The sequence below is a fragment of the Paenibacillus sp. YYML68 genome (genome assembly GCF_027923405.1).
Lineage (GTDB): Bacteria > Bacillota > Bacilli > Paenibacillales > NBRC-103111 > Paenibacillus_G.
Map to the genome: position 1 here is coordinate 1,342,501 of NZ_BQYI01000001.1, position 22,592 is coordinate 1,365,092.

The following is a 22,592-nucleotide window of genomic DNA, read 5'->3' on the forward strand; positions in this document are numbered from 1 at the left end:
ATTATATCGCTAGGGGTTGTAGGACCTCGATGTGGCAAAAGCTTGTTAGGCGAAGTGGTCTGGAAAGGCCCGGCACAGTAGGTAAAACCCCTGTAGCCAAAAGCGAGCGTATGCCTAGAGGAATCCTGAGTACGGCGGGACACGTGAAACCCCGTCGGAATCCGGCAGGACCATCTGCCAAGGCTAAATACTCCCTGGTGACCGATAGTGAAGCAGTACCGTGAGGGAAAGGTGAAAAGAACCGCGGGAGCGGAGTGAAAAAGAACCTGAAACCGTGTGCTTACAAGAAGTCAGAGCCCGTCTTGATATTTCCTTCGGAAAATCAGGGGTGATGGCGTGCCTTTTGTAGAATGAACCGGCGAGTTACGTTTGCAAGCGAGGTTAAGGTGAGAAGCCGGAGCCATAGCGAAAGCGAGTCTGAATAGGGCGAATGAGTTTGTAGACGTAGACCCGAAACCGTGTGATCTACCCCTGTCCAGGGTGAAGGTGCGGTAACACGCACTGGAGGCCCGAACCCACGAATGTTGAAAAATTCGGGGATGAGGTGGGGGTAGGGGAGAAATTCCAATCGAACTCGGAGATAGCTGGTTCTCCCCGAAATAGCTTTAGGGCTAGCCTCGGGATTAGCGTAGCGGAGGTAAAGCACTGATTGGGTGCGGGGCCCGCCAAGGGTTACCAAGTCCAGTCAAACTCTGAATGCCGCATACGTATACCCGGGAGTCAGACAGTGAGTGCTAAGATCCATTGTCAAGAGGGAAACAGCCCAGATCATCAGCTAAGGTCCCCAAGTGTGTGTTAAGTGGGAAAGGATGTGGAGTTGCACAGACAACCAGGATGTTGGCTTAGAAGCAGCCACCATTTAAAGAGTGCGTAATAGCTCACTGGTCGAGTGACTCTGCGCCGAAAATGTAACGGGGCTAAACACACCACCGAAGCTATGGGTCCATTAAGGGCAGTAGGGGAGCGTTGTATGCGGGTAGAAGCTAGATCGTGAGGACTGGTGGACTGCATACAAGTGAGAATGCCGGTATGAGTAACGAAAAGATCAGTGAGAATCTGATCCGCCGTAAGCCTAAGGGTTCCTGAGGAAGGCTCGTCCGCTCAGGGTAAGTCGGGACCTAAGGCGAGGCCGAAAGGCGTAGTCGAAGGACAACAGGTTGAAATTCCTGTACCACCGTGAACCGTTATGAGCAATGGGGTGACGCAGAAGGATAGTGACGCGGACTGATGGATGTCCGTCCAAGCAGCAAGGCTGGTTAGTAGGCAAATCCGCTAACCGTAAGGCTGAGCTGTGATGGGGAGGGAAATAAAAGTACCGAAGGTCATGAGTTCAAGCTGCCAAGAAAAGCCTCTAGCCAGGGAGAAGGTGCCCGTACCGCAAACCGACACAGGTAGGCGAGCAGAGCATGCTAAGGCGCGCGGAAGAACTCTCGTTAAGGAACTCGGCAAAATGACCCCGTAACTTCGGGAGAAGGGGTGCCTCGGTAGGGTGAATAGCCCGAGGGGCCGCAGTGAAAAGGCCCAAGCGACTGTTTAGCAAAAACACAGGTCTGTGCGAAGCCGCAAGGCGAAGTATACGGGCTGACGCCTGCCCGGTGCTGGAAGGTTAAGGGGAGCGGTTAGGAGTAATCCGAAGCTGTGAACCGAAGCCCCAGTAAACGGCGGCCGTAACTATAACGGTCCTAAGGTAGCGAAATTCCTTGTCAGGTAAATTCTGACCCGCACGAATGGCGTAACGACTTGGGCGCTGTCTCGACGAGAGATCCGGTGAAATTTTAATACCTGTGAAGATGCAGGTTACCCGCGACAAGACGGAAAGACCCCATGGAGCTTTACTGCAGCTTGATATTGGACTTTGGTACGATCTGTACAGGATAGGTGGGAGCCTGAGAAGCCGGAGCGCCAGCTTCGGTGGAGGCGCCGTTGGGATACCACCCTGATCGTATCGGAGTTCTAACCTGGTACCGTGAACCGGTATGGGGACAGTGTCAGGTGGGCAGTTTGACTGGGGCGGTCGCCTCCTAAAATGTAACGGAGGCGCCCTAAGGTTCCCTCAGAATGGTTGGAAATCATTCGCAGAGTGCAAAGGCATAAGGGAGCTTGACTGCGAGACAAACAGGTCGAGCAGGGACGAAAGTCGGGCTTAGTGATCCGGTGGTACCGTATGGAAGGGCCATCGCTCAACGGATAAAAGCTACCCTGGGGATAACAGGCTTATCTCCCCCAAGAGTCCACATCGACGGGGAGGTTTGGCACCTCGATGTCGGCTCATCGCATCCTGGGGCTGAAGTAGGTCCCAAGGGTTGGGCTGTTCGCCCATTAAAGCGGTACGCGAGCTGGGTTCAGAACGTCGTGAGACAGTTCGGTCCCTATCTGTCGCGGGCGTAGGAAATTTGAGAGGAGCTGTCCTTAGTACGAGAGGACCGGGATGGACGTACCGCTGGTGTACCAGTTGTTCCGCCAGGAGCACGGCTGGATAGCCAAGTACGGACGGGATAAGCGCTGAAAGCATCTAAGCGTGAAGCCCCCCTCAAGATGAGATTTCCCAATATGTAAGACCCCTTGTAGACGACGAGGTTGATAGGTTCGGGGTGTAAGCACGGTAACGTGTGTAGCTGACGAATACTAATCGGTCGAGGGCTTATCCTAAATAATTATGAGATGTACATCTCATAATGCTAATAAAGAGCATCAGCGTGCTTGAGTTTCGTATCCAGTTTTCAAGGTGCAATAGCCTTGAGTTTTAAGCTGCATGTCCTTTTCAAGGTTGGATATTTTATTTTCGAATCTCGAAGAAGTGATGTCAGCATAAAAATCCGGTTTGGTGATGATGGCGGAAGGGAACCACGCGTACCCATCCCGAACACGACCGTTAAGCCTTCCAGCGCCGATGGTACTTGGACCGCAGGGTCCCGGGAGAGTAGGACGTCGCCAAGCTTGAAATGATGTGAGTATTAAGCTCACATCATCCTCATGAGTCATTAGCTCAGTCGGTAGAGCACCTGACTTTTAATCAGGGTGTCGTAGGTTCGAGTCCTACATGACTCACTTTTCTAAATATGCGGTTGTGGTGGAATGGCAGACACGCTATCTTGAGGGGGTAGTGGGCTTCGCCCGTGGAGGTTCGAGTCCTCTCAACCGCACCATAAACTAAATATGCGTTCGTGGCGGAATTGGCAGACGCGCTAGATTCAGGTTCTAGTGGGGTAACAGCCGTGGAGGTTCGAGTCCTCTCGAGCGCATATTGTAAGTTGTGCCCTTAGCTCAGCTGGATAGAGCGTTTGACTACGAATCAAAAGGTCGGGAGTTCGAATCTCTCAGGGCACGCCATTTAACTTCATCGATACACAAAGTGACATGAGACACGATTCGAACGAGAGGGAGTTCGTCGGAGCGTAAGCTTCGTTAGGACAACTTCGCAGTCGGTCGAAAGGCCGCATCTCTCAGGGCACGCCATTTAATTTTATTGAAACAAACCTATTTATTATATCGGGACGTAGCTCAGCTTGGTAGAGCACCTGGTTTGGGACCAGGGGGTCGCATGTTCAAATCGTGTCGTCCCGACCATATCAAACATTCAAATTGCAGAGAATCTCTGCAATTTTTTTAGTTGTTTTCGGGCTTGTTTTTTGACTGCGTATTTTCTTCAGGTTTCGCCCAAGGGTTATTGTTCTTTCTAAGCTTCGTTTGCATGTCAAGCTCTTGCTTTAGCATCTGCTGTCGTTCCTTTTGCAGTTGCTTGAGTTGCTTTTTTTCAAGCTCTCGTTTTTGTTTATATTGCTCGTATTCTTGCTCTTTGATCTCCTGATACATCTCCATCTGCTGCTTCAACACGGTATCGATCGGCTTAGACTCTTGTTTAGTACTCTTGGCTTGTGGTCCGCTGCTGTCAGAAGCGGCTTGCTCACTCGAACTGCAGCCTGTAACCAGTAGACCAACCGAAGTGAATACGACAAGCCATTTTATTGGCTGCTTTGTGTTCATAACGTTACTACCTCCCAGTGCTCGACATCGTATGACAACGTTATTTTACCCAAAAGTATAAAAAACATGTTGGGAAAGTACGCAATATCGTATTATGATAAAGAGGATCGTACAAACGGTATGGACAAGACGCAGCACAAAATCGTTGTTCCCATTGAATCAGGACCAACGATTGATGAGAGGTTAACCGGTAAAGCCGCTGCCAACCGCTTTGTCTGTCAGTACATAGACTTTGACATTTTTCTTGACACCAAAATCTCGAGCTTCTTGGAGATCCGGGATGTACACATCGATCCTAGAGCCGCGGATCGCAGAGCCGGTGTCTTCTGCCGTACGAAAGCCGATTCCGTCGATGAAGACCTTGGAGCCAATCGGGATAATGTCGGGGTCGACAGCAATGGTGCGACCTGCCTGAACTTTACTACCGCTGTATGTAATTCCGTATTGCGGATGGCCAGGGGTCTTGCCAGTTGATTCATAGCCGGCTGTATAAGCGGTCAATGTCGATGATAGCACCTGCTTAATGACAGCGGACTCACCACTGGCGGCTTGTAGCACAGGCTCTTGAACGGGTACATTTAATTGTAAGCCGATTGCAAGGCGATTAGGGTCTAACGCAGTGTTAGCCGCGAGCAGTTGTTGAATCGAGACACCGAATGAACGGGCAATGCGATAAAATGTGTCTCCAGGACGTACCTCATATGGGATCGATGATGGTAAAAGGACAGCTTTGGCGGTTTCGACCGGGGCTACATGCTCTTCAGACTCTGAAGCGATATAAAAATCATTAATGAAAATAGCACCATAGCTATCTTCATTAGCGGCAGCAGTTAACGTGGAGACAAAGGTCAGCAGCAACGCAAGCGTAAGCATGCTGAAGCAATTACGAATCTGAGAAATGATGGTTACCATGTGTAAATCCTCCTCTAGCAATTAGTTGTACAACTCTAGTACAAGAATTGCCAGCTTCGGAGATTTCTAAACATGAATAGATAAGGGAGAGATATAATTTGGCAAAGCTCGATGGAAAGCGTATCGCAATAACAGGTCCTCGTAAGGCCGCGGAGTTAAGTGTGATCGTAGAAAAGATGGGTGGTATTCCGATCGTTCGTCCTGCTCAAGGAACGGTTGCTGTAGAGTCAGAGCTTGTTCACCTTGAGGTAGAGAAGCTGCTGCAAGAAGGAGCAGATTGGTTCATCTTGACGACGGGAGTCGGCACAGAGCTACTACTTAAGGCGGCGGAAGAAACGGGGCGCTTAGATGATTTTATTGCTTTGCTTAAGTCCTCGAAGACGGCGGCCCGGGGCTATAAGACGGTGAATGTGCTGCGTAAGCTCGGTGTGGACCCAGAGGTTCGTGACGATGACGGCACGACATCCGGACTGCTGCGAGCACTGGAGGGCACGGATCTTGCTGGAAAAAGAGTAGCGCTGCAGCTATACGGCGATCACGCACCAAAGCTGGTACAGTGGCTGAAGGCGCGAGGAGCGATTTTCCACGAAATATTGCCGTATCGACATATCGCGCCTGAGCTGTCTGTCGTGGATCAGCTTCTGCATGAGGTGATAGATGGACAAGTAGATGCGGTAACGTTCACAAGCACCCCGCAAGTACGCTTCTTGATGCAGTATGCCAAGGAAAAAGGGCTGCACGAACGTGTGCTGCAAGCCTTTGAAAGCTCGGTTGTGGCCGTTGCGGTAGGGAAGGTGACTGGGGAAGCGCTTCGCGAGGAAGGAGTAGGACACGTCGTCGCCCCAGAGGAAGAGCGAATGGGTAGTATGATCGTATCCTTGTCTAAATATTACGAGTCGCTGGATCAATAGTACGAAACGGACAAGTCCTGTACTTCTGCAATAATAGAAGGGGCGCTTGTCCGTTCTTCATTGTTTGCGCGTGTCTCCGGTTAAGAGCAGAATGGGAACAGATGACGTAGGCTCATGCGCCTGTAGAAGCTCGAGAGCGTCTAGTCCGTTCGTACCTGGCATGTTCATATCCATAATATGCAAATTAACATCCTTATGTTAATGCAGTTGATGAAATGAACAGTAATGGGCCGGCAACTCAGTCTCAGTCCTCTAGAGAGGAGCGGATGAAAGCGGTATTGCTCCAAACCAAGAGGCTGTTTATTTCAGATGCTCGTTAAAAGGCATCGCCCAAGCAGAGCTACAGGCTGCGGCTGATGATCTGCTGCAAGCGGTTCGGCTGGAGGCAGAAGCATTCCTTGATGAATAGCGAGTAGCCAGTAGCGATAGATGCTCAAGCAATCCTTGTACATTATAACGTACTCATGACGGATAGGCATAAGGATACAGATATGAATGCTTACAATTGATTGACTTCACATTAAGGTTTTATGAAGATCGCAAGATGTAGAGGATTAGCACGTTAAATGTCGAATATAATCGTGTTAGTCATTATTCCAAAAAGGGGATTTATGGTAGCCTATGATCGAATTTAAGAACGTCTCCAAGCAATACCCGAATGGAACAATAGGTCTGAAGGACATTAATCTCACGATCGGAAAAGGCGAGTTTGTCGTCATTGTCGGTCTTTCCGGAGCAGGTAAGTCGACACTGCTGCGCTCGATTAATCGATTGCATGAAATAACCGACGGTCAGATTCTCATTGACGGCAGATCGATTACGTCTGCCAAAGGTGCGGAGCTACGGCGATTCCGCCGTGACATCGGCATGATCTTCCAGAGCTTCAACCTCGTCAAGCGCTCGACCGTGCTTCGTAACGTGCTGTCAGGGCGTGTGGGCTATCACTCGACGCTGCGTACGCTGCTCGGATTATTCCCGAAGCAGGATATGGAGCTCGCCTTCAACGCACTGGAGCGTGTGAACATTCTCGACAAGGCGTATTCCCGTGCAGATCAGCTCTCCGGCGGTCAGCAGCAGCGGGTGTCGATTGCGCGTGCGCTAGCGCAGGAAGCGAAGATCATACTGGCGGACGAGCCGGTCGCTTCACTTGACCCGTTGACGACACGGCAAGTTATGGACGACCTGAAGCGGATCAACCAGGAGCTCGGCATTACGACGATCGTGAACCTTCACTTCATCGACCTGGCACGCGAATATGCAACACGTATTATCGGCCTACGGGCTGGTGAGCTCGTGTTCGACGGCCCAGTGGAGCAGGCAACGGATGAGGCGTTCTCGGAGATCTATGGACGTCCGATCAAGAAGGACGAGCTGCTGGGGGTGGAAGCGTAAGATGTCGGATGCTGACCGCAAGAAGCTGCTTCAGAAGCCTTCAAGGATGAAGTCGTACATGACAGCGGTGCTGCTGCTTGGGCTGCTCTGGTGGAGCGCAGATAATACGGAATCCAGTATGGTGAAGCTCATTCAAGGCTCGCCGGAGATGGGGAAGCTGCTCGTCGAGATGGTCCCGCCGGATTGGAGCTATATTGACGTCATATGGGACCCGATGATGGAAACGGTACAAATGGCTGTCATCGGTACAACAATCGGTGGTCTGCTTGCGATTCCGATCGCTCTGCTCGCTGCAGGCAACGTGACGAGAACACCTTGGATTTATCAGCCGGCGCGCTTCATACTTAACCTCATTCGTACGATTCCAGAGCTGCTGTTCGCCGGCTTGTTCGTCGCCATATTCGGGATCGGCGCTGCGCCGGGGGTACTCGCTCTGATCTTCTTCTCCTTCGGCTTGATCGCCAAGCTGACCTTCGAGTCGATCGAGGCGATCGATCCAGGGCCGCTTGAAGCGATGACGGCTGTAGGCGCGAATAAGCTGCAGTGGATTCAATTCGGTGTCGTTCCTCAGGTAGCGGCGCAATATATGGCGTACTTCCTCTACACATTCGAGGTCAATGTGCGCGCGGCGGCTGTACTTGGTCTGGTCGGAGCAGGCGGTATCGGCTTGTACCTCGACCGCACGCTGCAGCAGTTCCGCTATGACCGCGCATCGCTCATCATTATATTGACGCTAGTGATCGTTCTGTTGATTGACTACGTCAGCACCAAGGTAAGGGAGAAGCTTCTATGAATAATAGACCTGTGCCTAAGAAGCCGAGCCGTATCCGTTTTTGGCTTGTTGCTGTATTTATATTCGCTATTTATGTCTGGTCGTTCACGGGCATTGATTTCGGTGGCTTTACAGAGAACGCCCTGCGTGACTTCAAGACGATTATGCGCGGACTGTTCAATCCGGACTGGGGCTATGTGTACTTGCCCGAGGGTGAGGACCTGCTACGGGGTCTTCGTGACACGCTAGGCATCTCGATCATCGGAACGTTCATCTCCGCGATATTGTGTGTACCGTTCGCATTTTGGGCGGCTGTTAATATGAGCAAGCTTCGCTCCGTATCGGGCAGCGGCAAGTTCGTGCTCAGTCTCATTCGGACGTTTCCGGAAATTATTATGGCTATCATCTTTATTAAAGCGGTCGGACCAGGCGCCTTCGCCGGCGTACTCGCGCTCGGATTGCACTCGATTGGTATGCTCGGTAAGCTGTACTCGGAGGCGGTTGAGGATCTCGACCTTGGACCTTCCGAGGCATTGACGGCTTGTGGAGCGAACCGTCTGCAGGTGCTGTGGTTCGCCATTATGCCGCAGGTGCTGCCGCAGTTCTTCTCCTTCGCGCTGTACCGTTTCGAAATTAACATTCGTTCCGCGTCGATTCTCGGCTTGATCGGAGCAGGTGGTATCGGTACGCCGCTGATCTTCGCTCTCGAGGCGCGCGCGTGGAGCCGTGTCGGGATTATATTGCTCGGTATTATCGTGATGGTTACGATAATTGATATCATCTCGTCCAGTATTCGTAAGCGACTCGTATAAAAGCATTGCAGCATAAGCAGCAGCCTGCTTCTTAGCCTTCATGGCTAGGAGGCAGGCTGTTCGCGTTAGGTTGAAGCATGGCTAAGGTGTTACTAGAGAGAAGGTCAGCCAAGCTTTAGCCTATGGGCACAACTGCATCGAATCGAAGGCTCATACGATGATGGAATCCGTTATTTACAGCTGTTCGAAGAAAATAAAGTATTAGACTGGAGTTGTTGATTTGACGCGGTTTTTGAGTTTGAAAATCGTCAGCTTATGAGAATTAAGTTTTAGTCTGAAATTCAATTAGAAACATAGTTGTTTCAGATTCTCGAAAATAAAGTATCAGACTACGCGACAAGTAATATGTGTTTCTTAATGTTACTTTATTTTGAAAGCACGGAAGCTGAATCAGACTGTAACCAATAACGTACGGTTTGGAGTAGAGGATGAATCCCTTTCGGGTCAGAGAAGTCTATGTCATCATCTACTTCACGACCATCATACAGTAAATAAACTGCCCCCGTTACTATTATGACACGTTGGATGATAGTGTTGATATAATCGACATGGATATCCGGTTCAGGGAGCCATGGTGTGGGAGGTCGGTATTCAATTAATGGATAGTCTCCTACCCGATTGGATTACTAATTAGAGCTTCGGAAGTAAGTGTGAATCAAATTTGTTACAGATTTGTCATACAAGGCTTTTGTGGTTTCTAAGTTTTCGATGTGGCCTCCAAGATAGAGGTGGATCACTCCGTGTAACGATGCCCATATAACTTGGACTACTAATATAGGGTCTTTCTCTGCAATTAGCCCCATTTCAATCGCCTCTGTAATAATATTAATGAACTGCTGCAATGCTGTTACTGTAGAGTGTAAACTTTCTTCCTCTGGCTTAAACTCACTAAAAGCTCCGCCGAACATTAACTTATAATAACTCGTATAGTTTTGTCCGAAAACCCAATAGGCTTCACCAAGTTCTCGAACATACTGCTCTAGATTTTCTTGCCTGATTACCGATTCGAAATTTTTGGCCAATAACTTACAGCCTTCTAGATATAGAAGTTTAATCAAACCATCCTTATTGTTGAATAAATTATATATAATTTTGGTCGAACATTCCATTTCTTCGGCAACCCTACGTATAGTGACGGCTTCAGGTCCATGTTCCTGCAGGATCATTGCAGCAGCTTCCACAATGGTATGTTTTAGATTCTCAGCATGCTGTAGTTTTGATTCTTGATAGGTTTTGGCTTTCATGTGATCTCACCCTCAGAACATATTAATGTTATAGCCCACATTCCGCATATGAAATTTAAACGCGACGACACTTAACCCTCTAGATGACACACTTGCAACCGTGAAGGCCGTTGGTCTGTGAGCTTCACGACGAAAGCTGCGGAGATTTCACCATCTTCGACAGAGCGCGTACAGACTGGTGGTGTATTTGCTTAGCGGCTTACGGATTTGACAACGTTCGCAGTATATATTGTCATGTCGTAGCTCGCGGGCGAGGGCATCATCGTTCAAGTCGTCGGCTGTAACCTCTTCGCCGAACAGAAGCCCAACATCTTGGTCGCGATAGAACTGATCGACATGACAGAGTGGATCTCGTCCGGTCATCACATTGATGACCAATGCTTTCAAGCGCGTGCCAGGCGAAAGCTTGCAACGCTTCTCGTCCCATGACAGCAGACGATTGATCGTAGGCTCGAACTCGATTTCCTTACTCATCCGATCCAGCAGCACGCTGGACCGGATGAGTAAGGACAAGGATGGAAATCCTATCGAAATTCGTTTAGAGATTCAATTACACGTGCGGAATGTGGGTTATAGAAACACCGTTTTCAATACCTGTACTATAGTGTATGATCCGACGTCTAGTCAAATAAATTGACAATAATCTTTTTCTCAGATACAATGTTTTTGAAAAGAAACATTGTTTCCTGATTGTGAAATAAAATACTGAGAGGGTTGGAAATATGAAAAATGTGAATAACAAATGGACTCTTATTACAGGTGCTTCATCAGGTATAGGTGAAGTATTCGCACATGAATTGGCAGCTAAAGGGAGTCACTTGATCTTAACGGCTCGCTCGGAATCTAAGCTCAATGATCTTGCACAGAAACTTAGTAAGAAACATGGAATCCAAACTGAGGTTATTGTCTCAGATCTGTCCCAAGCAGGTGCTCCTGCAGAGCTCTATCAAGCATGTATTGAGCGAGGTCGTAGTATTGATATATTAATTAATAATGCTGGCTTTGGTACACATGGACTTTTTGAGGAACAGTCCTTTGACAGAAATCATGATGAAATTATGCTTAACGTTATGGCTGTCGTAGAGCTTACTCATCTATTCTTACCGGAGATGCTAAGAAAGAGAAGTGGTGTGGTCATTAATGTGGCATCCACAGCGGCATTCCAACCGGATCCTTATATGGCTGTATACGGTGCAACCAAGGCTTTTGTACTCTCGTTTACACAGGCATTATGGGAAGAAAATCGCAAACGTGGCGTTCAATTCCTTACTTTGTGTCCAGGTTCAACAGAAACAGCCTTCTTCGATGTTCTAGGTACTAATGATGCATCAGTTGGAAAGAAAGCTACTCCAAAGCATGTAGTAGATGTTGCTCTTCGTTCACTAGGGACTAATCGATCTTATGTCGTTGCAGGGTCTATGAATTATATTAACTCTCAAGCAACTCGCTTAATTCCAAAAAAAATAATGCTTCGTATAGTCAGCGGTATGCTGCGTCCACGTTAGTAGACCAATAAGTAACTTTCCCCACGTCGAGGTTCGTACAGTACGAATTACTCGAATATTTAGAGTTATATACTCTTTAACAGTCTCCACACATGTGGAGCGACTATGAATTAGGTATAATCGGAATTTTAGACTTTATATTACATATTTTGTTGATATAATAAGTGCCTTGTGCTTGGGTGAACTTCATACCAATGGGATAAATCCCTTTCTGTAATCTGTCCAGAAATTGACGGTGTTAGTTGTCCAAGATTTGACGGGCTGAAAAGAAAATAGGGCTACCCGAAGGTAGCCCCAAATGGAGTCATGATGTTATTCTAGATGTCGATTCTTAGACTGTAGAAGAGCTCCTAGTAGCAGTATGGCCAAATTCGTCAGTCTAATACTTTATTTTCTTCTGACAACAGCAGTATGCTGCCGAGCAGCAGTGGTATGTATGAAATTCGATTAATCCTTGGCGTATAGAGGGGCAAAAAAGTATAGCCTTCGAGCTGGCACAAACGTTCGATTGGGTGCTTCCAGACTGGATCGTGCTTCCAGGTGGTGCGCTCAGTAATGTGTCCGCTCTCGGTAAAGGTCTCCGAGAGATGCGGGAGATCGGGCTCATTCAGAGGCTGCCGCGAGTCGCGGTCGTGCAAGCGAAAGGGGCATCACCGCTGGCCGATATGCTCAGTCGAGGGAGTAAGACGCTTGTCCCTGTATCGAAGCCTTCTACTAGGGCGAGCGCCATGCGAATAGGTGCACCGCCAAGCTGGCGCAAGGCGCTGCGGGTTCTCGAAGAAACGAACGGTGTCGCCATCTCCGTGAGCGATGAGGAGATCTTCACGGCTAAGGTGGTGATCGATCGGAGCGGCATCGGCTGCGAGCCAGCATCTGCTGCATCGCTTGCGGGCTTGAAGCAGCTTGTGGCTGCTGGAGTCATTCATCGTGAGCAGTCTGTCATCTGCTTGCTGACCGGCCACATGCTGAAGGATGCTGAGTCTCTGGAGCTTTATTGGAACGATGGAATGGACGCTGAGTGATGAGCATAAATAGAAACAACCTCCGAAGGCGTAGGGTTACGCAGCTTCGGAGGTTGTTTGGCATGTTAGACTGTTGAGGATGGTCAGAAATTACTTCTGGCCTACACCCTTGGAGTATTCACGAACGATATTGAACTTTGCATCCTCGGACTTCACATAACCGCGGTGCGAGTATACTTCGTAGATGATTTTGCCGCCTTCTTCGGATTTACCGATCTCAATGAAGGCATTTGCAATCTTTTCTTTCCATGCTGCATCCATGTCGTTACGAACGGCAATCGTATCGTTAGGAATCGGCTCTGTGAACGCCAGTACGCGAGTCTTCTCGAATACGTCTGGGATGTCCTTCTTCACAGTGTTACGAGCGTCTTGGAAAATAGCAGCTGCGTCAGTCTGGCCGTTCAATACAGCAAGAACGCCCTTGTCATGACCTTTCACTTCTACGCCTTTAACGTCCTTCTCTGGGTCAACGCCATTCTTCTTCAGGAAGTTAGCCGGCCATACGAAGCCTGCGGAAGATGTTACACCTTGCCATGCGATCGACTTGTCCTTCAGATCTGCAACCGTCTTGATAGGGGAGTCAGCTTTAACGATGATCATAGCTTTGTAGAAGTCAACCAGATCCTTCGTTTCGCCGCCTGTTTTATCGTCTACACCGTAGCGTTGAGCTTGCAGAAGCAGGTCAGCTGCCTTCTTCTCATCGTGTGCAAGCACGTAAGCGTTCGGAGGCAGGAAGCCTACGTCTACTTGCTTGGAAGCCATTGCTTCGATAACTGTGTTGTAGTTCGTCGATACGGAAACCTTAACCGGGATGCCGAGCTTGTCGCTGAGAAGCTTCTCGAGCGGCTTCGCCTTTGCTTCAAGCGTCTCAGCGCTCTGGGATGGAACGAACTGTACGCGAAGCTCCTTCGGCTCGAAGCCTTTTGCTGCCGGCGTTTCTACTTTTTTGTCTGTTGCCGGAGCTTGACCACCTTGATTCGTTTCTGGCTTAGTGCCGCAACCTACCGCGATCCCTGCAGTCAGTACGAGGGACAGGCTCAGAGCTGCCATTTTCTTAAGCATGGTTCTTTTCCTCCTAAAATATGGGCTTGGTTTCTATTACCATAAAACAATATACCATATTTTCATATAAAAACTCTTTAAGATTTTATGAAGAAATTGCACGATTTTACCAGCTTGTTGTCGAATATAGCTCTTTCAGATGGAATTTGTTATAGTGTAAGCAATTTAATGACATAGGAGTGAGCTTCCCTTGAACAGATGCATGACGATGACTGTGCTGGAAACAAGTGACATTCATGGGCATATTGTGCCCATTTCATATGCAGACCATTCGGCGATCGAAAGCGGGCTTGCCAAGCTGGCCGCCGTCATTCGTAAGGAGCGGGCCAACACGGAGCATGTCTTGCTGATCGATAACGGCGACCTTATTCAAGGGACTCCACTGGCGTATCACCATGCGAAGCTCGATGCAAAAGTGCCGAACCCGATGATCCGCGTCTTGAACGAGCTGGGCTATGATGCGGCGATTATTGGTAATCATGAGTTCAATTACGGGCTTCCGCTGCTGGAGAAGGCTGTGGGGGAGTCGAATTTTCCATGGTTGAGCGCTAATATTGTACGTGAATCAGATGGGGAGCCGCTCTTCGGTCGACCGTATGTGATCAAGGAGCTGGGTGGCGTGAAGGTCGGGATCTTGGGCCTGACGACGCGCTACATTCCGAATTGGGAGAAGGCCGAGCATATCGCCGGGCTGCGGTTCGAGGGAGCGGTGGACAGCGCCAAGCGTTGGGTGCCGTACATGCGTGAGCAGGAGGGCGTCGATGTGGTCATCGTCTCGTATCACGGTGGCTTCGAGCGCAGCCTCGATACAGGAGAGCCGACCGAGCCGTTGACTGGAGAGAATGAAGGCTACGCTCTGTGTCAGGAGGTGGCGGGAATTGACCTGCTGTTAACCGGACATCAGCATCGCACCATAGCAGGAGTTCAAGTGTGCGGCGTCCCTGTAGTGCAGCCGGGGAGTGCGGGCGGATGGCTCGGGAAGGCGACGATCAAGCTCACATCAGGCAGTGAGGGCGGTTGGCACGTGGAGGAGATCACGACGGAGCTGTTGACACCCGCAGGCGTCGCGCCTGACCCGGTTGTGCTGTCGATGACAGAGCCGCATGAGCGTCTCGCGCAGAAGTGGCTGGATCAGCCGATTGGCAGACTTGTCGGTGACATGCGGGTAACGGACCCGATGCAGGTGCGGCTTGCGGAGCATCCGTTGATTGAGTTTATCAATCGCGTGCAGATGGAGCTGTCGGGTGCACGTATCTCCAACACAGCTTTGTTCGATAATGTGTCACCGGGCTTCCCCGAGCATATTACGATGCGCGATATCGTATCCAATTACATCTATCCGAACACGCTGCAGGTCATTCGGGTCAAGGGCAGCGATATTCGGGCTGCGCTGGAGCAGACGGCGTGTTATTTTGATACCTATACGGGGGAAGGGGACATTCGGGTCAGCGCCGAGTTCGGCGAGCCGAAGCCTCAGCATTATAACTACGACATGTGGGAAGGAATCCGATATAAGCTGAATATCTCGCGTCCGGCAGGACAGCGGGTGGTCGAGCTTGAGTTCGACGGCGCTCCGCTTGATCCAGACGGTGAATACGACGTCGTCATGAACAATTATCGAGCAGCAGGCGGCGGGAATTATATGATGTTCCAGGGCAAGCCGGTCGTGAAGGACATTCCGACGGATATAGCGGAGCTGCTGGCGAGCTATATTATGGAGAGAGGCACGATCGAGGCGACGCTGAATCGCAACTGGCAAGTGGTGTGGGACGGGAAGTCGGAGTTGTCCGAGGCAGAGTGAGTAGTGGTGTGAGCGTAAGTGTTAAGAGTAAGTGATAAGATCAAGTAAGCAGATCAAAGATGACCCGCTTGTGCACATGTAGGTGTAGCTATATATGAAGAAGTGAGGATCAGTTGGACTAGAAAGGGGGACGGTCACGCTGGAGCCGCAGTCATTGGAGGCAAGAGGGATGCGCATTCAGACCAAGTATGGGCTTCTGGAGCTTCATTCTCTGGGGGAGGAGGCTGTTGTGCTTCGTCCGGTGCTGGAGTGTGCAGCTGACGAACGTCCCATGCAGATGGACAGTCGTCTGATCGAGTGGCTGGACGATATTCAAGCACGTCTCGCTCTACAGCCGTCTGAGGCGATTCGCGATGTGGTGCGAACGTTTATGACGATTACGGTGTTCTATGAGCCTTGGGCTGTGCAGAAGGGAAGGCTGGACTTCGTGCAGGCAGGGGAGCTGGTCAGCCGTTCCGGGCACAGGTTGCTTCTGAATGCGGATAGTCCGTACGAGCGGGTGTGCGGTTGGCTGAGCCGTGTGCTGGAGGACCGAGACAGTGGCAAGGCCAAGGAGCAGGAGCTAATGCCATCGTCGGGAGTAGACGGTGTGAACCGTGGTAGCAGCATCGCTGTCACGTACACGCGTGTACCGGTATGCTTCGATCCAGAGCTCGGCCCGGATCTCGAGGAGGCGGCTGCATGGAGCGGTCTGACCGTGTCGACGTTCATTGAGCAGTTCTGCGCTGCGGAGTATACGGTGATGATGCTTGGCTTCATGCCGGGCTTTCCTTATCTGCACGGACTGCCTGAGCAGTTGGCTCAGCCTCGCAAGCAGGTGCCCCGGCTGCAGGTTGCACAAGGCTCGGTGGCGATCGGTGGTGCTCAGGCTGGCATCTATCCACTGGAGGCGCCGGGCGGCTGGAGGCTGCTAGGTCGCACTCCGTTGAGATTGTTCGTACCGGAGCGGGAACGGCCGAGTCTGTTGATGGCAGGCGATCGGGTGCGGTTCGAGGCGATTGATCTTGGGACGTATCGACGGCTTGTGGAGTTCGTGGACAAGTGATCGAGGCAGTTGTTGAAAGTAGATTCCGACTTGGTTAAAATTGGAACATACCTTGTCGGGAGAGGTGTTGCGCTTGATGAAGCTGCTGATGAACATCTTGTTAGTGACGGTATTCATGATGATTGTGATTGGAATTATTCAATTCTACACGAATTAAATATCGTTACAATTGACAGAAGGTTGATTAGGGGGGGATGTGTTGTGGCGGTGCATGTCTTGTCGCCGGGTCTCCTGGCGACGGTGCAGGACGCGGGGCGCTTCGGGAGCCGCGCGATCGGCGTCGCGGTGAGCGGCGCCGCGGATTCGTTCGCCCTGCGTGCGGCGAACGTACTGGTTGGCAACGCGCCGGGGGAAGCGGCGCTGGAGCTGACACTGACGGGCGCATCGCTCCGGTTCGAGAGCGATGCGCTCGTCGCCTTGTGCGGCGCGGCGATGGACGCGCGCGCCGAGGGCGGGCCGCCACTTGCGCTGTGGCGGCCGTGCTATGTGCGCAGCGGTACCGTGCTGCGCATTGGTGCGGCGCGCGCCGGTGTGCGCGCCTATCTCGCTGTGGCCGGCGGCTTCGCCGTGCCGGCCGTGCTGGCGAGCCGCAGCACGCATGCGCGCGCGCGGCTCGGCGGCTTCGCCGGTCGCCCGCTGGCCCCGGGCGACCGGCTGCCGCTAGGCGCGCTGCCTCGCCGCTCGGCAGCGCTGATGGCGTGGCTGGCGGCCCGCGCCGCCGCCAGCGACAAGCTGCTGGCCGCGGCCCCGTGGGCGCTGGCCGAGGGCGCGAAGCCGCCGTATGCGGAGCATCCGGCGGTGCGCGCCGTGCGCGGGCGCGAGGCCGAACGCTTCGAGACCGCAGGTCTCGAGGCGTTCTTCGGCGCGCCCTACAGGCTCTCCCCGCAGTCGGACCGCATGGGCTGCCGACTGGAGGGGCCGCGGCTCGCGTTGCAGGAGCCGCTCGAGATGCTGTCCGAGGCCGTCGTCCCCGGCACGGTGCAGGTACCACCAGACGGCCAGCCGATCGTGCTGCTGGCCGACGCACAGACGACCGGCGGCTACCCGCGTATTGCGCAGGTGGCAGCGGTCGATTTGCCGCTTGTCGCGCAGGCGCGACCGGGGGCGCGGCTTCGTTTTATCGAGATTACACATCGGGAGGCGGAGCGACTGTACCTCGAGCGGGAGCAGCTGCTCGTGAGTCTGGCTGCATCGGTAGACTTGCGGATAAAATCATTATAACGATTCTGCACCTTGCCGCTCTCGGGGCGATTGTGCGTTAATAGTACATGTAGCGGGCTGACTACCGCCGAAGTGAAGTGTGCAAGGTGCTGCGTAGACAATTTGGCAAAGTATGGTTTATAATGAGGCAAGATTGAAGCCGAAAGCACGATGCGGCGATGGTCAACGAATCATGAATACGAAGGGAGTGGCGTGTGATGCGTATCTACACGTGGATTATGATAAGAGGAATTGATGACAAATGAATAGCATTTTCTCCAATCACCGTCACCTGATCCCCGTCTCCATGCAGGAACTGAACATCGAGGTATTCGGGCACGTATCGGCAGAGCGTGTTTTTTCCATTTTATAGAGACTATCGAGAAGACCGAACACTTGGATCAGAGTGCCCTGAAGGCTCTATGCGAACGTACCTGTATGTTAGAGGCACATGCGTAGGAGGTGTGAAGATGAAAATGCTGACAACTTTCGGATTAATGGCCGTCTCGGCTCGAAAGGAGGCATTCATCGGTGGGGTACAAAAATGGCAAGGACATTTTACCGCCCAGCTTGCTCAAGCAGCTTCAGGATTACATCCAGGGCGAAATTATATATGTTCCGAAGAAGGAGCATACCCGAGCCGGCTGGGGTGAGAACAACGGCACCCGGCAGTCGATCCGGAAGCGGAACGACGAGATTTTCCAACTATATGAGAACGGATATTCGGTTACAGAGCTTATTACCAAGTTCCATCTCAGTGAGGACAGCATTCGTAAGATTATAGTGAAAACGCGCGGTCTGGCTGCGAGGCAGTAGGCGGTGCGGGGCATGTGGCGTTCAGCGATTAGTCAAGAATCATATTGTGACGGACCCCGGACTTGACAAAGTTGCGGGGTTCTTCGTTGATGGATATGATGATAGTTAGATTGATGTTTATGTAAATGGTTACGTAAATGGTTACGTTAATAGTTACGTTGATGGTTACATGATATGGATATGAATTTGGTTTTGGTGGTTATAAATGGTTGCGAAGAGTGTCGCGACTTTGCGACTTCGAGACATCGAAATATTGTACGACGGTACGATATAGGGAAGGAGGAGCTGTCATGGCTAACCTATCGCTTCGAGTGGATTTGAACGCCGATATGGGCGAAAGCTTCGGCGTATATCGGCTAGGCGCTGACGAGGAGCTTGTCCAGCATATTACGTCTGCGAATATTGCATGCGGCTACCATGCAGGTGATCCGTCGGTGATGAGGCGGACGGTCAAGCTTTGTCTGGAGGCAGGGGTAGGGATCGGTGCGCATCCGGGTCTTCCCGACTTGAGCGGCTTCGGCCGACGCATGATGCAGGTCAGCCCGGAGGAGGTATACGACCTGATGCTGTATCAGATCGGAGCGCTGCAGGCGATCGCACGTGCCGAAGGGGGGAGCGTTCGGCATGTGAAGCCGCACGGCGCGCTATACAATATGGCTGCTGTGCAGCCTCCGCTTGCCGATGCGATCGCGGAGGCGGTGCTGCGGCTCGATCCAACGCTAATGCTGTTCGGTCTCGCCGGTAGCGAGCTTATTCGTGCTGCGGAGCGCAAGGGGCTGCGTGCTGTTCCGGAAGCGTTCGCGGACCGGACTTATACGCCAGAGGGGACGTTGACGCCGCGAGGTGAGAGCGGGGCTCTGCTTCACGACCCGGAGCAGGCGGCCGCGCAGGTACTGTCCATTGTGCGCGATGGCCTCACGATCTCGAAATCCGGCTCGCCGGTGTCCTTGCAGGCCGAGACCTTCTGCATCCACGGCGACGGTCCCGGCGCTGCCCAGCTTGCCGCCGCTCTGAAGCTGAGCCTCATCCAACACGGCGTTGAAGTAAAGCCCGTCACCTGATTGAGCGCGGTTCCACCCGCTGCTCGGGCCAGGTGACGGAAACGTGTTCCCCCGTAACTCCCCGTCACCTGATTGAGCGCGGTTCCACCCGCTGCTCGGGCCAGGTGACGGAAACGTGTTCCCCCGTAACTCCCCGTCACCTGATTGAGCGCGGTTCCACCCGCTGCTCGGGCCAGGTGACGGAAACGGGTTCCCCCGTCAAGCCCGTCACCTGATAGATCGCGGTTTCTCCCGCGACTGGGGTCAGGTGCCCCCTACATCAGCTTGATGCCGCTGATCAAAATAATGATCGCCATGACCGTTCTCAGCGGCTTGGCGGGTACCTTCGCGGATAGGCTGCTGCCGAGGAGGACGCCGGGCACGGAGCCGATCAGTAAGTTGATCGCCAGCATGTAATGGATGTTGCCGAAACCAGCATGCAGCAGGCCTGCAGCCGATACGAGCAGGAACGCGTGTACGATGTCGGTGCCGACAAGCTCCGCTGCCTTAAGTCGGTAGAAGAACATCATGGCCAGAGCGAATAAGGAGCCGGAGCCGATCGAGGTCAAGCCGACTACGAAGCCGAGGAGAACGCCGATCATGATCGATAAGGCTCGTTTCTCATGAAGCGGCTTATCCTGAAGCGCCGTCGGCTCACTCGGGATGAACCATACCTTAATGATGCTCAGCAAGGCGACGATGACCAGGACGAAGCCGAGCGCGTGCTTAATGATCGTATCTTGATACGCATGCAGCGACGGCACGAACTTCAGCAGCAGTACGGCGACGATCGCACTCGGGATGCTGCCCCAGGCCATGTGCTTCACAAGCGTCATGTTGACCGTCTTCTGCCGAACGTGCTGGATGCTGCCGAATAGCTTCGTCACCGCATTATAGAACAGATCTGTAGCGACAGCGACAGTAGGCTGAATGCCTAGAAACACGAGCAGCGGGGTTAACAGGGCGGCTCCGCCTACACCGGTCAGACCGACAAGCAGGCCGACCAGCGCCCCCATGAGCACAATACCCAATTCCATCGTTTCCACCTCTAGTCCTCAATTTATAGTCTGCGACGTAAAACCCCTTGCTTGAGCTATGGGGATGTAAGTCGCCATCTGCGAACAGCTTTCGTTAGTTTTCTTGAATCTATCTATTGTTTTGTGGTATGCTGATCTTGAGGTGATAACCGTGTCAAGAGACGTATATAGCACTAACAATGTGGTGTTCGATTGCAAATACCATGTCGTATTCTGCCCGAAGTATCGGCGTAAGGTGCTTGTATCTCCAATCGACGAACGACTGAAAGAGTTGTTCCTGCTGAAAGCTAACGAACTTCAAGCGGAAATCGTCCATATGGATATCATGCCTGACCATGTGCATGTGCTGATTAGGTGCGATCCGCAGTTCGGCATTCACAAAGTTGTGAAGCATCTGAAAGGGTATACGTCGCGTATGTTGCGCCAAGAGTTCAAGCAGCTTACATCTCGGCTTCCGTCGCTGTGGACCAATAGCTATTTCGTCGCTACGGTTGGAAGCGTGTCGCTTGAAACGGTACAGCGATATATTGAAGAACAGAAGGATCGTTGAACATGCGAATAACGTACAAATACCGACTGTATCCAAGCCGCGAACAGCGCAAGGCGATTCACTTCACTATAGAGCGTTGCCGCCTGCTGTATAACCGTTTGCTGGACGAACGTATTCACGCCTACTCGCTCGACTGCATGAACATGTTGCCAATCAGCGCAAGGATTACGCGCATAAGCTGTCTCGTAATCTCGTAAGCCGCTTCGGCTTGATCGCTTTCGAAGATTTAAATACGGTTGGTATGGTCAAGAATCACAACCTCGCAAAGTCGATCGTAGACGCTGGCTGGCATCAGCTCGTACAATTCACGAAATACAAGGCTGAGAGTGCCGGTAGAGTCGTGAAACAAGTCGATCCACGAAATACGTCACAGATATGCTCGAATTGCGGTGAAGTCGTCAAAAAAGAACTGAAGGAACGCACGCACCACTGTCCGCATTGCGGTTTCGTTGCAGACCGAGACGTGAACGCGGCTATCAATATTTTGCAAAGAGCAACAGCCTAAGCATGAACGGGCTCGGATGGAGCCTTCAGCGAGGAAATGGGTTGCCGTTTCTGTTGACCTGAGAAGCCCCTCCCTTTAGGGATGGGGAGTCATCACGTCTAAGTCATACATCCGCAATCCTTCCACACTCCTCACTATATGTACGCCCACAATCGAAGGTGTGCATGTGTCACGGTAACGAAAAAAAGCTCCCGCAGGAGCTCTTCCAATCACTAGCCATCTATTACACGTTGAGACTGCAGCTATTGCACCTGCTGACCGGACGCTTTACGCAGTTCATTGGCGAGCCGGTTAAATTCCTTGCGCGCTTCCTCGGATTCCGTACAGAAGTAAGCGGCGGATAAGAAGCGGATGATCTTGTTGGCGTCTTCAGCACTCAGCATAACCATTCCTCCTCAGTTGAAGCTTCGGGCTTCCCTAATATAATGTACGCAGACGATAGGAGGAAGGTGAAGCTCTTGAATATGCTATAATCGAAGCGTCACGTTCAACCGAAGGAGAGTGAGCTCAGTATGATTCCGGTGTTCGTCTATGGTACGCTGCTGACGGGCGAATCCAATCATCACGTGGTCGCTTCATATGTGAGATCAGTCAGGCCGGGAGTCGTTCACGGGAGCCTATATGATGTGGGAGCTTACCCGGCGCTGGTGCAGGAACATAGCGCGAGCGGAAGGATGGTCGAGGGAGAATGGCTCCTAGTGGAGGATGCAGGGCTGATCGCGATGGACGAGCTCGAGGAATATTACGGTCCAGGCCAGTCTAACGATTATGAGCGAGTATGGATACGCGATGCTGCAGACGAGAGTCTGGAGGGCTGGGTGTACGTATGGGCGAGCAGCAGAGGCTGTCCGCTCATCGACAAGCGTTCCTGGAGAGAGCACTGCAGCAGCAGGAGCCGACAATAATCGTACGTAAGCAAAAACCGCTGTGCGCCTAAATGCGCTACAGCGGCTAGGATGCCTCATATATGACCAGAATATCG

23 protein-coding genes, 5 tRNA genes and 2 rRNA genes (1 of these 30 running past the window's edge) are annotated in these 22,592 nt (G+C 51.9%); 22 read left to right on the forward strand and 8 right to left on the reverse strand.

Annotation, left to right across the window (positions count from 1 at the left end; all coding sequences use genetic code 11):
• From PAE68_RS05955 to PAE68_RS05985, 7 genes are all read left to right on the forward strand, one after another.
• Nucleotides 1–2,649: ribosomal RNA gene (locus tag PAE68_RS05955) — 23S ribosomal RNA — on the forward strand (it extends 283 nt beyond the left edge of the window).
• A gap of 171 nt (nucleotides 2,650–2,820) precedes the next feature.
• Nucleotides 2,821–2,937: ribosomal RNA gene (gene rrf, locus PAE68_RS05960) — 5S ribosomal RNA — on the forward strand.
• Between the two features lie 38 nt (nucleotides 2,938–2,975).
• Nucleotides 2,976–3,048: transfer RNA gene (locus PAE68_RS05965), tRNA-Lys, on the forward strand.
• A 13-nt stretch (nucleotides 3,049–3,061) separates the two neighbouring features.
• A tRNA-Leu gene (locus PAE68_RS05970) sits at nucleotides 3,062–3,146 on the forward strand.
• A gap of 12 nt (nucleotides 3,147–3,158) precedes the next feature.
• Nucleotides 3,159–3,242 (forward strand) — tRNA-Leu (locus PAE68_RS05975).
• 11 nt (nucleotides 3,243–3,253) lie between these two features.
• Nucleotides 3,254–3,330: transfer RNA gene (locus PAE68_RS05980), tRNA-Arg, on the forward strand.
• 160 nt (nucleotides 3,331–3,490) lie between these two features.
• Nucleotides 3,491–3,567: transfer RNA gene (locus PAE68_RS05985), tRNA-Pro, on the forward strand.
• A 39-nt stretch (nucleotides 3,568–3,606) separates the two neighbouring features.
• Here PAE68_RS05985 and PAE68_RS05990 read toward each other — a convergent pair.
• Entirely contained in the window at nucleotides 3,607–3,984 is a 378-nt protein-coding gene (locus PAE68_RS05990; protein ID WP_281885053.1) for an EMC3/TMCO1 family protein, read from the reverse strand.
• 183 nt (nucleotides 3,985–4,167) lie between these two features.
• Nucleotides 4,168–4,896: a 3D domain-containing protein gene (locus PAE68_RS05995; RefSeq protein ID WP_281885055.1), complete on the reverse strand. Its 729-nt coding sequence runs from the start codon at nucleotides 4,894–4,896 to the stop codon at nucleotides 4,168–4,170.
• Nucleotides 4,897–4,994: 98 nt separating this feature from the next.
• Here PAE68_RS05995 and PAE68_RS06000 point away from each other — a divergent pair, with 98 nt between their 5' ends.
• On the forward strand, nucleotides 4,995–5,807 hold the full coding sequence (locus PAE68_RS06000; protein ID WP_281885057.1) for a uroporphyrinogen-III synthase: 813 nt from the start codon (nucleotides 4,995–4,997) through the stop codon (nucleotides 5,805–5,807).
• Between the two features lie 57 nt (nucleotides 5,808–5,864).
• On the opposite strand, the gene PAE68_RS22780 is transcribed toward PAE68_RS06000, so the two are convergent.
• On the reverse strand, nucleotides 5,865–5,990 hold the full coding sequence (locus PAE68_RS22780) for a response regulator (protein ID WP_397378259.1): 126 nt from the start codon (nucleotides 5,988–5,990) through the stop codon (nucleotides 5,865–5,867).
• A gap of 438 nt (nucleotides 5,991–6,428) precedes the next feature.
• Between PAE68_RS22780 and phnC the strand changes: the two genes are divergently transcribed.
• The 3 genes from phnC to phnE (PAE68_RS06015) are packed head-to-tail and all read left to right on the forward strand — an operon-like array spanning nucleotide 6,429 to nucleotide 8,783.
• On the forward strand, nucleotides 6,429–7,199 hold the full coding sequence (gene phnC / locus PAE68_RS06005; protein WP_281885059.1) for a phosphonate ABC transporter ATP-binding protein: 771 nt from the start codon (nucleotides 6,429–6,431) through the stop codon (nucleotides 7,197–7,199).
• A gap of 1 nt (nucleotide 7,200) precedes the next feature.
• Nucleotides 7,201–7,992, forward strand: coding sequence for a phosphonate ABC transporter, permease protein PhnE (gene phnE / locus PAE68_RS06010; protein WP_281885061.1), 792 nt, complete (start codon nucleotides 7,201–7,203; stop codon nucleotides 7,990–7,992).
• Nucleotides 7,989–8,783, forward strand: coding sequence for a phosphonate ABC transporter, permease protein PhnE (phnE, locus tag PAE68_RS06015; protein WP_281885063.1), 795 nt, complete (start codon nucleotides 7,989–7,991; stop codon nucleotides 8,781–8,783). Before phnE (PAE68_RS06010) ends, phnE (PAE68_RS06015) begins: the two co-directional genes overlap by 4 nt.
• Nucleotides 8,784–9,409: 626 nt before the next feature.
• Here phnE (PAE68_RS06015) and PAE68_RS06020 read toward each other — a convergent pair.
• Both PAE68_RS06020 and PAE68_RS06025 read right to left on the reverse strand, forming a co-directional pair.
• The gene (locus tag PAE68_RS06020; protein WP_281885065.1) at nucleotides 9,410–10,027 is read right to left on the reverse strand and encodes a TetR/AcrR family transcriptional regulator; all 618 of its coding nucleotides are present in this window, start codon (nucleotides 10,025–10,027) and stop codon (nucleotides 9,410–9,412) included.
• Between the two features lie 147 nt (nucleotides 10,028–10,174).
• The gene (locus PAE68_RS06025) at nucleotides 10,175–10,540 is read right to left on the reverse strand and encodes a DUF4277 domain-containing protein (RefSeq protein WP_281885068.1); all 366 of its coding nucleotides are present in this window, start codon (nucleotides 10,538–10,540) and stop codon (nucleotides 10,175–10,177) included.
• A 209-nt stretch (nucleotides 10,541–10,749) separates the two neighbouring features.
• On the opposite strand from PAE68_RS06025, the gene PAE68_RS06030 reads away from it, so the two are divergent.
• Together PAE68_RS06030 and PAE68_RS06035 are read left to right on the forward strand one after the other, a co-directional pair.
• Nucleotides 10,750–11,532 carry an SDR family NAD(P)-dependent oxidoreductase gene (locus tag PAE68_RS06030; protein WP_281885070.1) on the forward strand — a complete coding sequence of 261 codons (783 nt, stop codon included), beginning with the start codon at nucleotides 10,750–10,752 and terminating at the stop codon, nucleotides 11,530–11,532.
• A gap of 461 nt (nucleotides 11,533–11,993) precedes the next feature.
• Nucleotides 11,994–12,554 (forward strand): pyridoxal-phosphate dependent enzyme, encoded by a 561-nt coding sequence (locus PAE68_RS06035; protein ID WP_281890923.1) that lies wholly within the window; start codon nucleotides 11,994–11,996, stop codon nucleotides 12,552–12,554.
• A gap of 90 nt (nucleotides 12,555–12,644) precedes the next feature.
• Here the strand turns inward: PAE68_RS06035 and PAE68_RS06040 are convergent, their stop codons facing one another.
• Nucleotides 12,645–13,616, reverse strand: coding sequence for a phosphate/phosphite/phosphonate ABC transporter substrate-binding protein (locus PAE68_RS06040; protein ID WP_281885072.1), 972 nt, complete (start codon nucleotides 13,614–13,616; stop codon nucleotides 12,645–12,647).
• A gap of 202 nt (nucleotides 13,617–13,818) precedes the next feature.
• Between PAE68_RS06040 and PAE68_RS06045 the strand changes: the two genes are divergently transcribed.
• From PAE68_RS06045 to PAE68_RS06065, 5 genes are all read left to right on the forward strand, one after another.
• Nucleotides 13,819–15,417, forward strand: a complete 1,599-nt coding sequence (locus PAE68_RS06045) for a bifunctional metallophosphatase/5'-nucleotidase (RefSeq protein WP_397379400.1) — start codon at nucleotides 13,819–13,821, stop codon at nucleotides 15,415–15,417.
• A 169-nt stretch (nucleotides 15,418–15,586) separates the two neighbouring features.
• Nucleotides 15,587–16,462 (forward strand): 5-oxoprolinase subunit PxpB, encoded by an 876-nt coding sequence (gene pxpB / locus PAE68_RS06050; RefSeq protein ID WP_281885076.1) that lies wholly within the window; start codon nucleotides 15,587–15,589, stop codon nucleotides 16,460–16,462.
• A gap of 201 nt (nucleotides 16,463–16,663) precedes the next feature.
• Nucleotides 16,664–17,683: a 5-oxoprolinase subunit C family protein gene (locus tag PAE68_RS06055; RefSeq protein WP_281885078.1), complete on the forward strand. Its 1,020-nt coding sequence runs from the start codon at nucleotides 16,664–16,666 to the stop codon at nucleotides 17,681–17,683.
• 510 nt (nucleotides 17,684–18,193) lie between these two features.
• Nucleotides 18,194–18,478, forward strand: coding sequence for a CD3324 family protein (locus PAE68_RS06060; RefSeq protein WP_281885080.1), 285 nt, complete (start codon nucleotides 18,194–18,196; stop codon nucleotides 18,476–18,478).
• Between the two features lie 290 nt (nucleotides 18,479–18,768).
• Nucleotides 18,769–19,539 (forward strand): LamB/YcsF family protein, encoded by a 771-nt coding sequence (locus PAE68_RS06065; protein ID WP_281885082.1) that lies wholly within the window; start codon nucleotides 18,769–18,771, stop codon nucleotides 19,537–19,539.
• 254 nt (nucleotides 19,540–19,793) lie between these two features.
• On the opposite strand, the gene PAE68_RS06070 is transcribed toward PAE68_RS06065, so the two are convergent.
• Entirely contained in the window at nucleotides 19,794–20,555 is a 762-nt protein-coding gene (locus PAE68_RS06070) for a sulfite exporter TauE/SafE family protein (protein WP_281885084.1), read from the reverse strand.
• Nucleotides 20,556–20,706: 151 nt separating this feature from the next.
• On the opposite strand from PAE68_RS06070, the gene tnpA reads away from it, so the two are divergent.
• From tnpA to PAE68_RS22785, 3 genes are read left to right on the forward strand one after another with little or no spacing between them, the layout of a single operon-like run.
• Nucleotides 20,707–21,105 (forward strand): IS200/IS605 family transposase, encoded by a 399-nt coding sequence (gene tnpA / locus PAE68_RS06075; protein ID WP_281885086.1) that lies wholly within the window; start codon nucleotides 20,707–20,709, stop codon nucleotides 21,103–21,105.
• 2 nt (nucleotides 21,106–21,107) lie between these two features.
• Nucleotides 21,108–21,302: a helix-turn-helix domain-containing protein gene (locus PAE68_RS06080; protein WP_281885088.1), complete on the forward strand. Its 195-nt coding sequence runs from the start codon at nucleotides 21,108–21,110 to the stop codon at nucleotides 21,300–21,302.
• Nucleotides 21,239–21,610 carry an RNA-guided endonuclease InsQ/TnpB family protein gene (locus tag PAE68_RS22785; protein ID WP_397379403.1) on the forward strand — a complete coding sequence of 124 codons (372 nt, stop codon included), beginning with the start codon at nucleotides 21,239–21,241 and terminating at the stop codon, nucleotides 21,608–21,610. The genes PAE68_RS06080 and PAE68_RS22785 overlap by 64 nt, the downstream gene beginning before the upstream one ends.
• A gap of 242 nt (nucleotides 21,611–21,852) precedes the next feature.
• On the opposite strand, the gene PAE68_RS06085 is transcribed toward PAE68_RS22785, so the two are convergent.
• Nucleotides 21,853–21,993 (reverse strand): N-acetylmuramoyl-L-alanine amidase, encoded by a 141-nt coding sequence (locus tag PAE68_RS06085; RefSeq protein WP_281885090.1) that lies wholly within the window; start codon nucleotides 21,991–21,993, stop codon nucleotides 21,853–21,855.
• Between the two features lie 129 nt (nucleotides 21,994–22,122).
• Between PAE68_RS06085 and PAE68_RS06090 the strand changes: the two genes are divergently transcribed.
• Nucleotides 22,123–22,515: a gamma-glutamylcyclotransferase family protein gene (locus PAE68_RS06090; protein ID WP_281885092.1), complete on the forward strand. Its 393-nt coding sequence runs from the start codon at nucleotides 22,123–22,125 to the stop codon at nucleotides 22,513–22,515.
• Nucleotides 22,516–22,592: the final 77 nt, after the last annotated feature.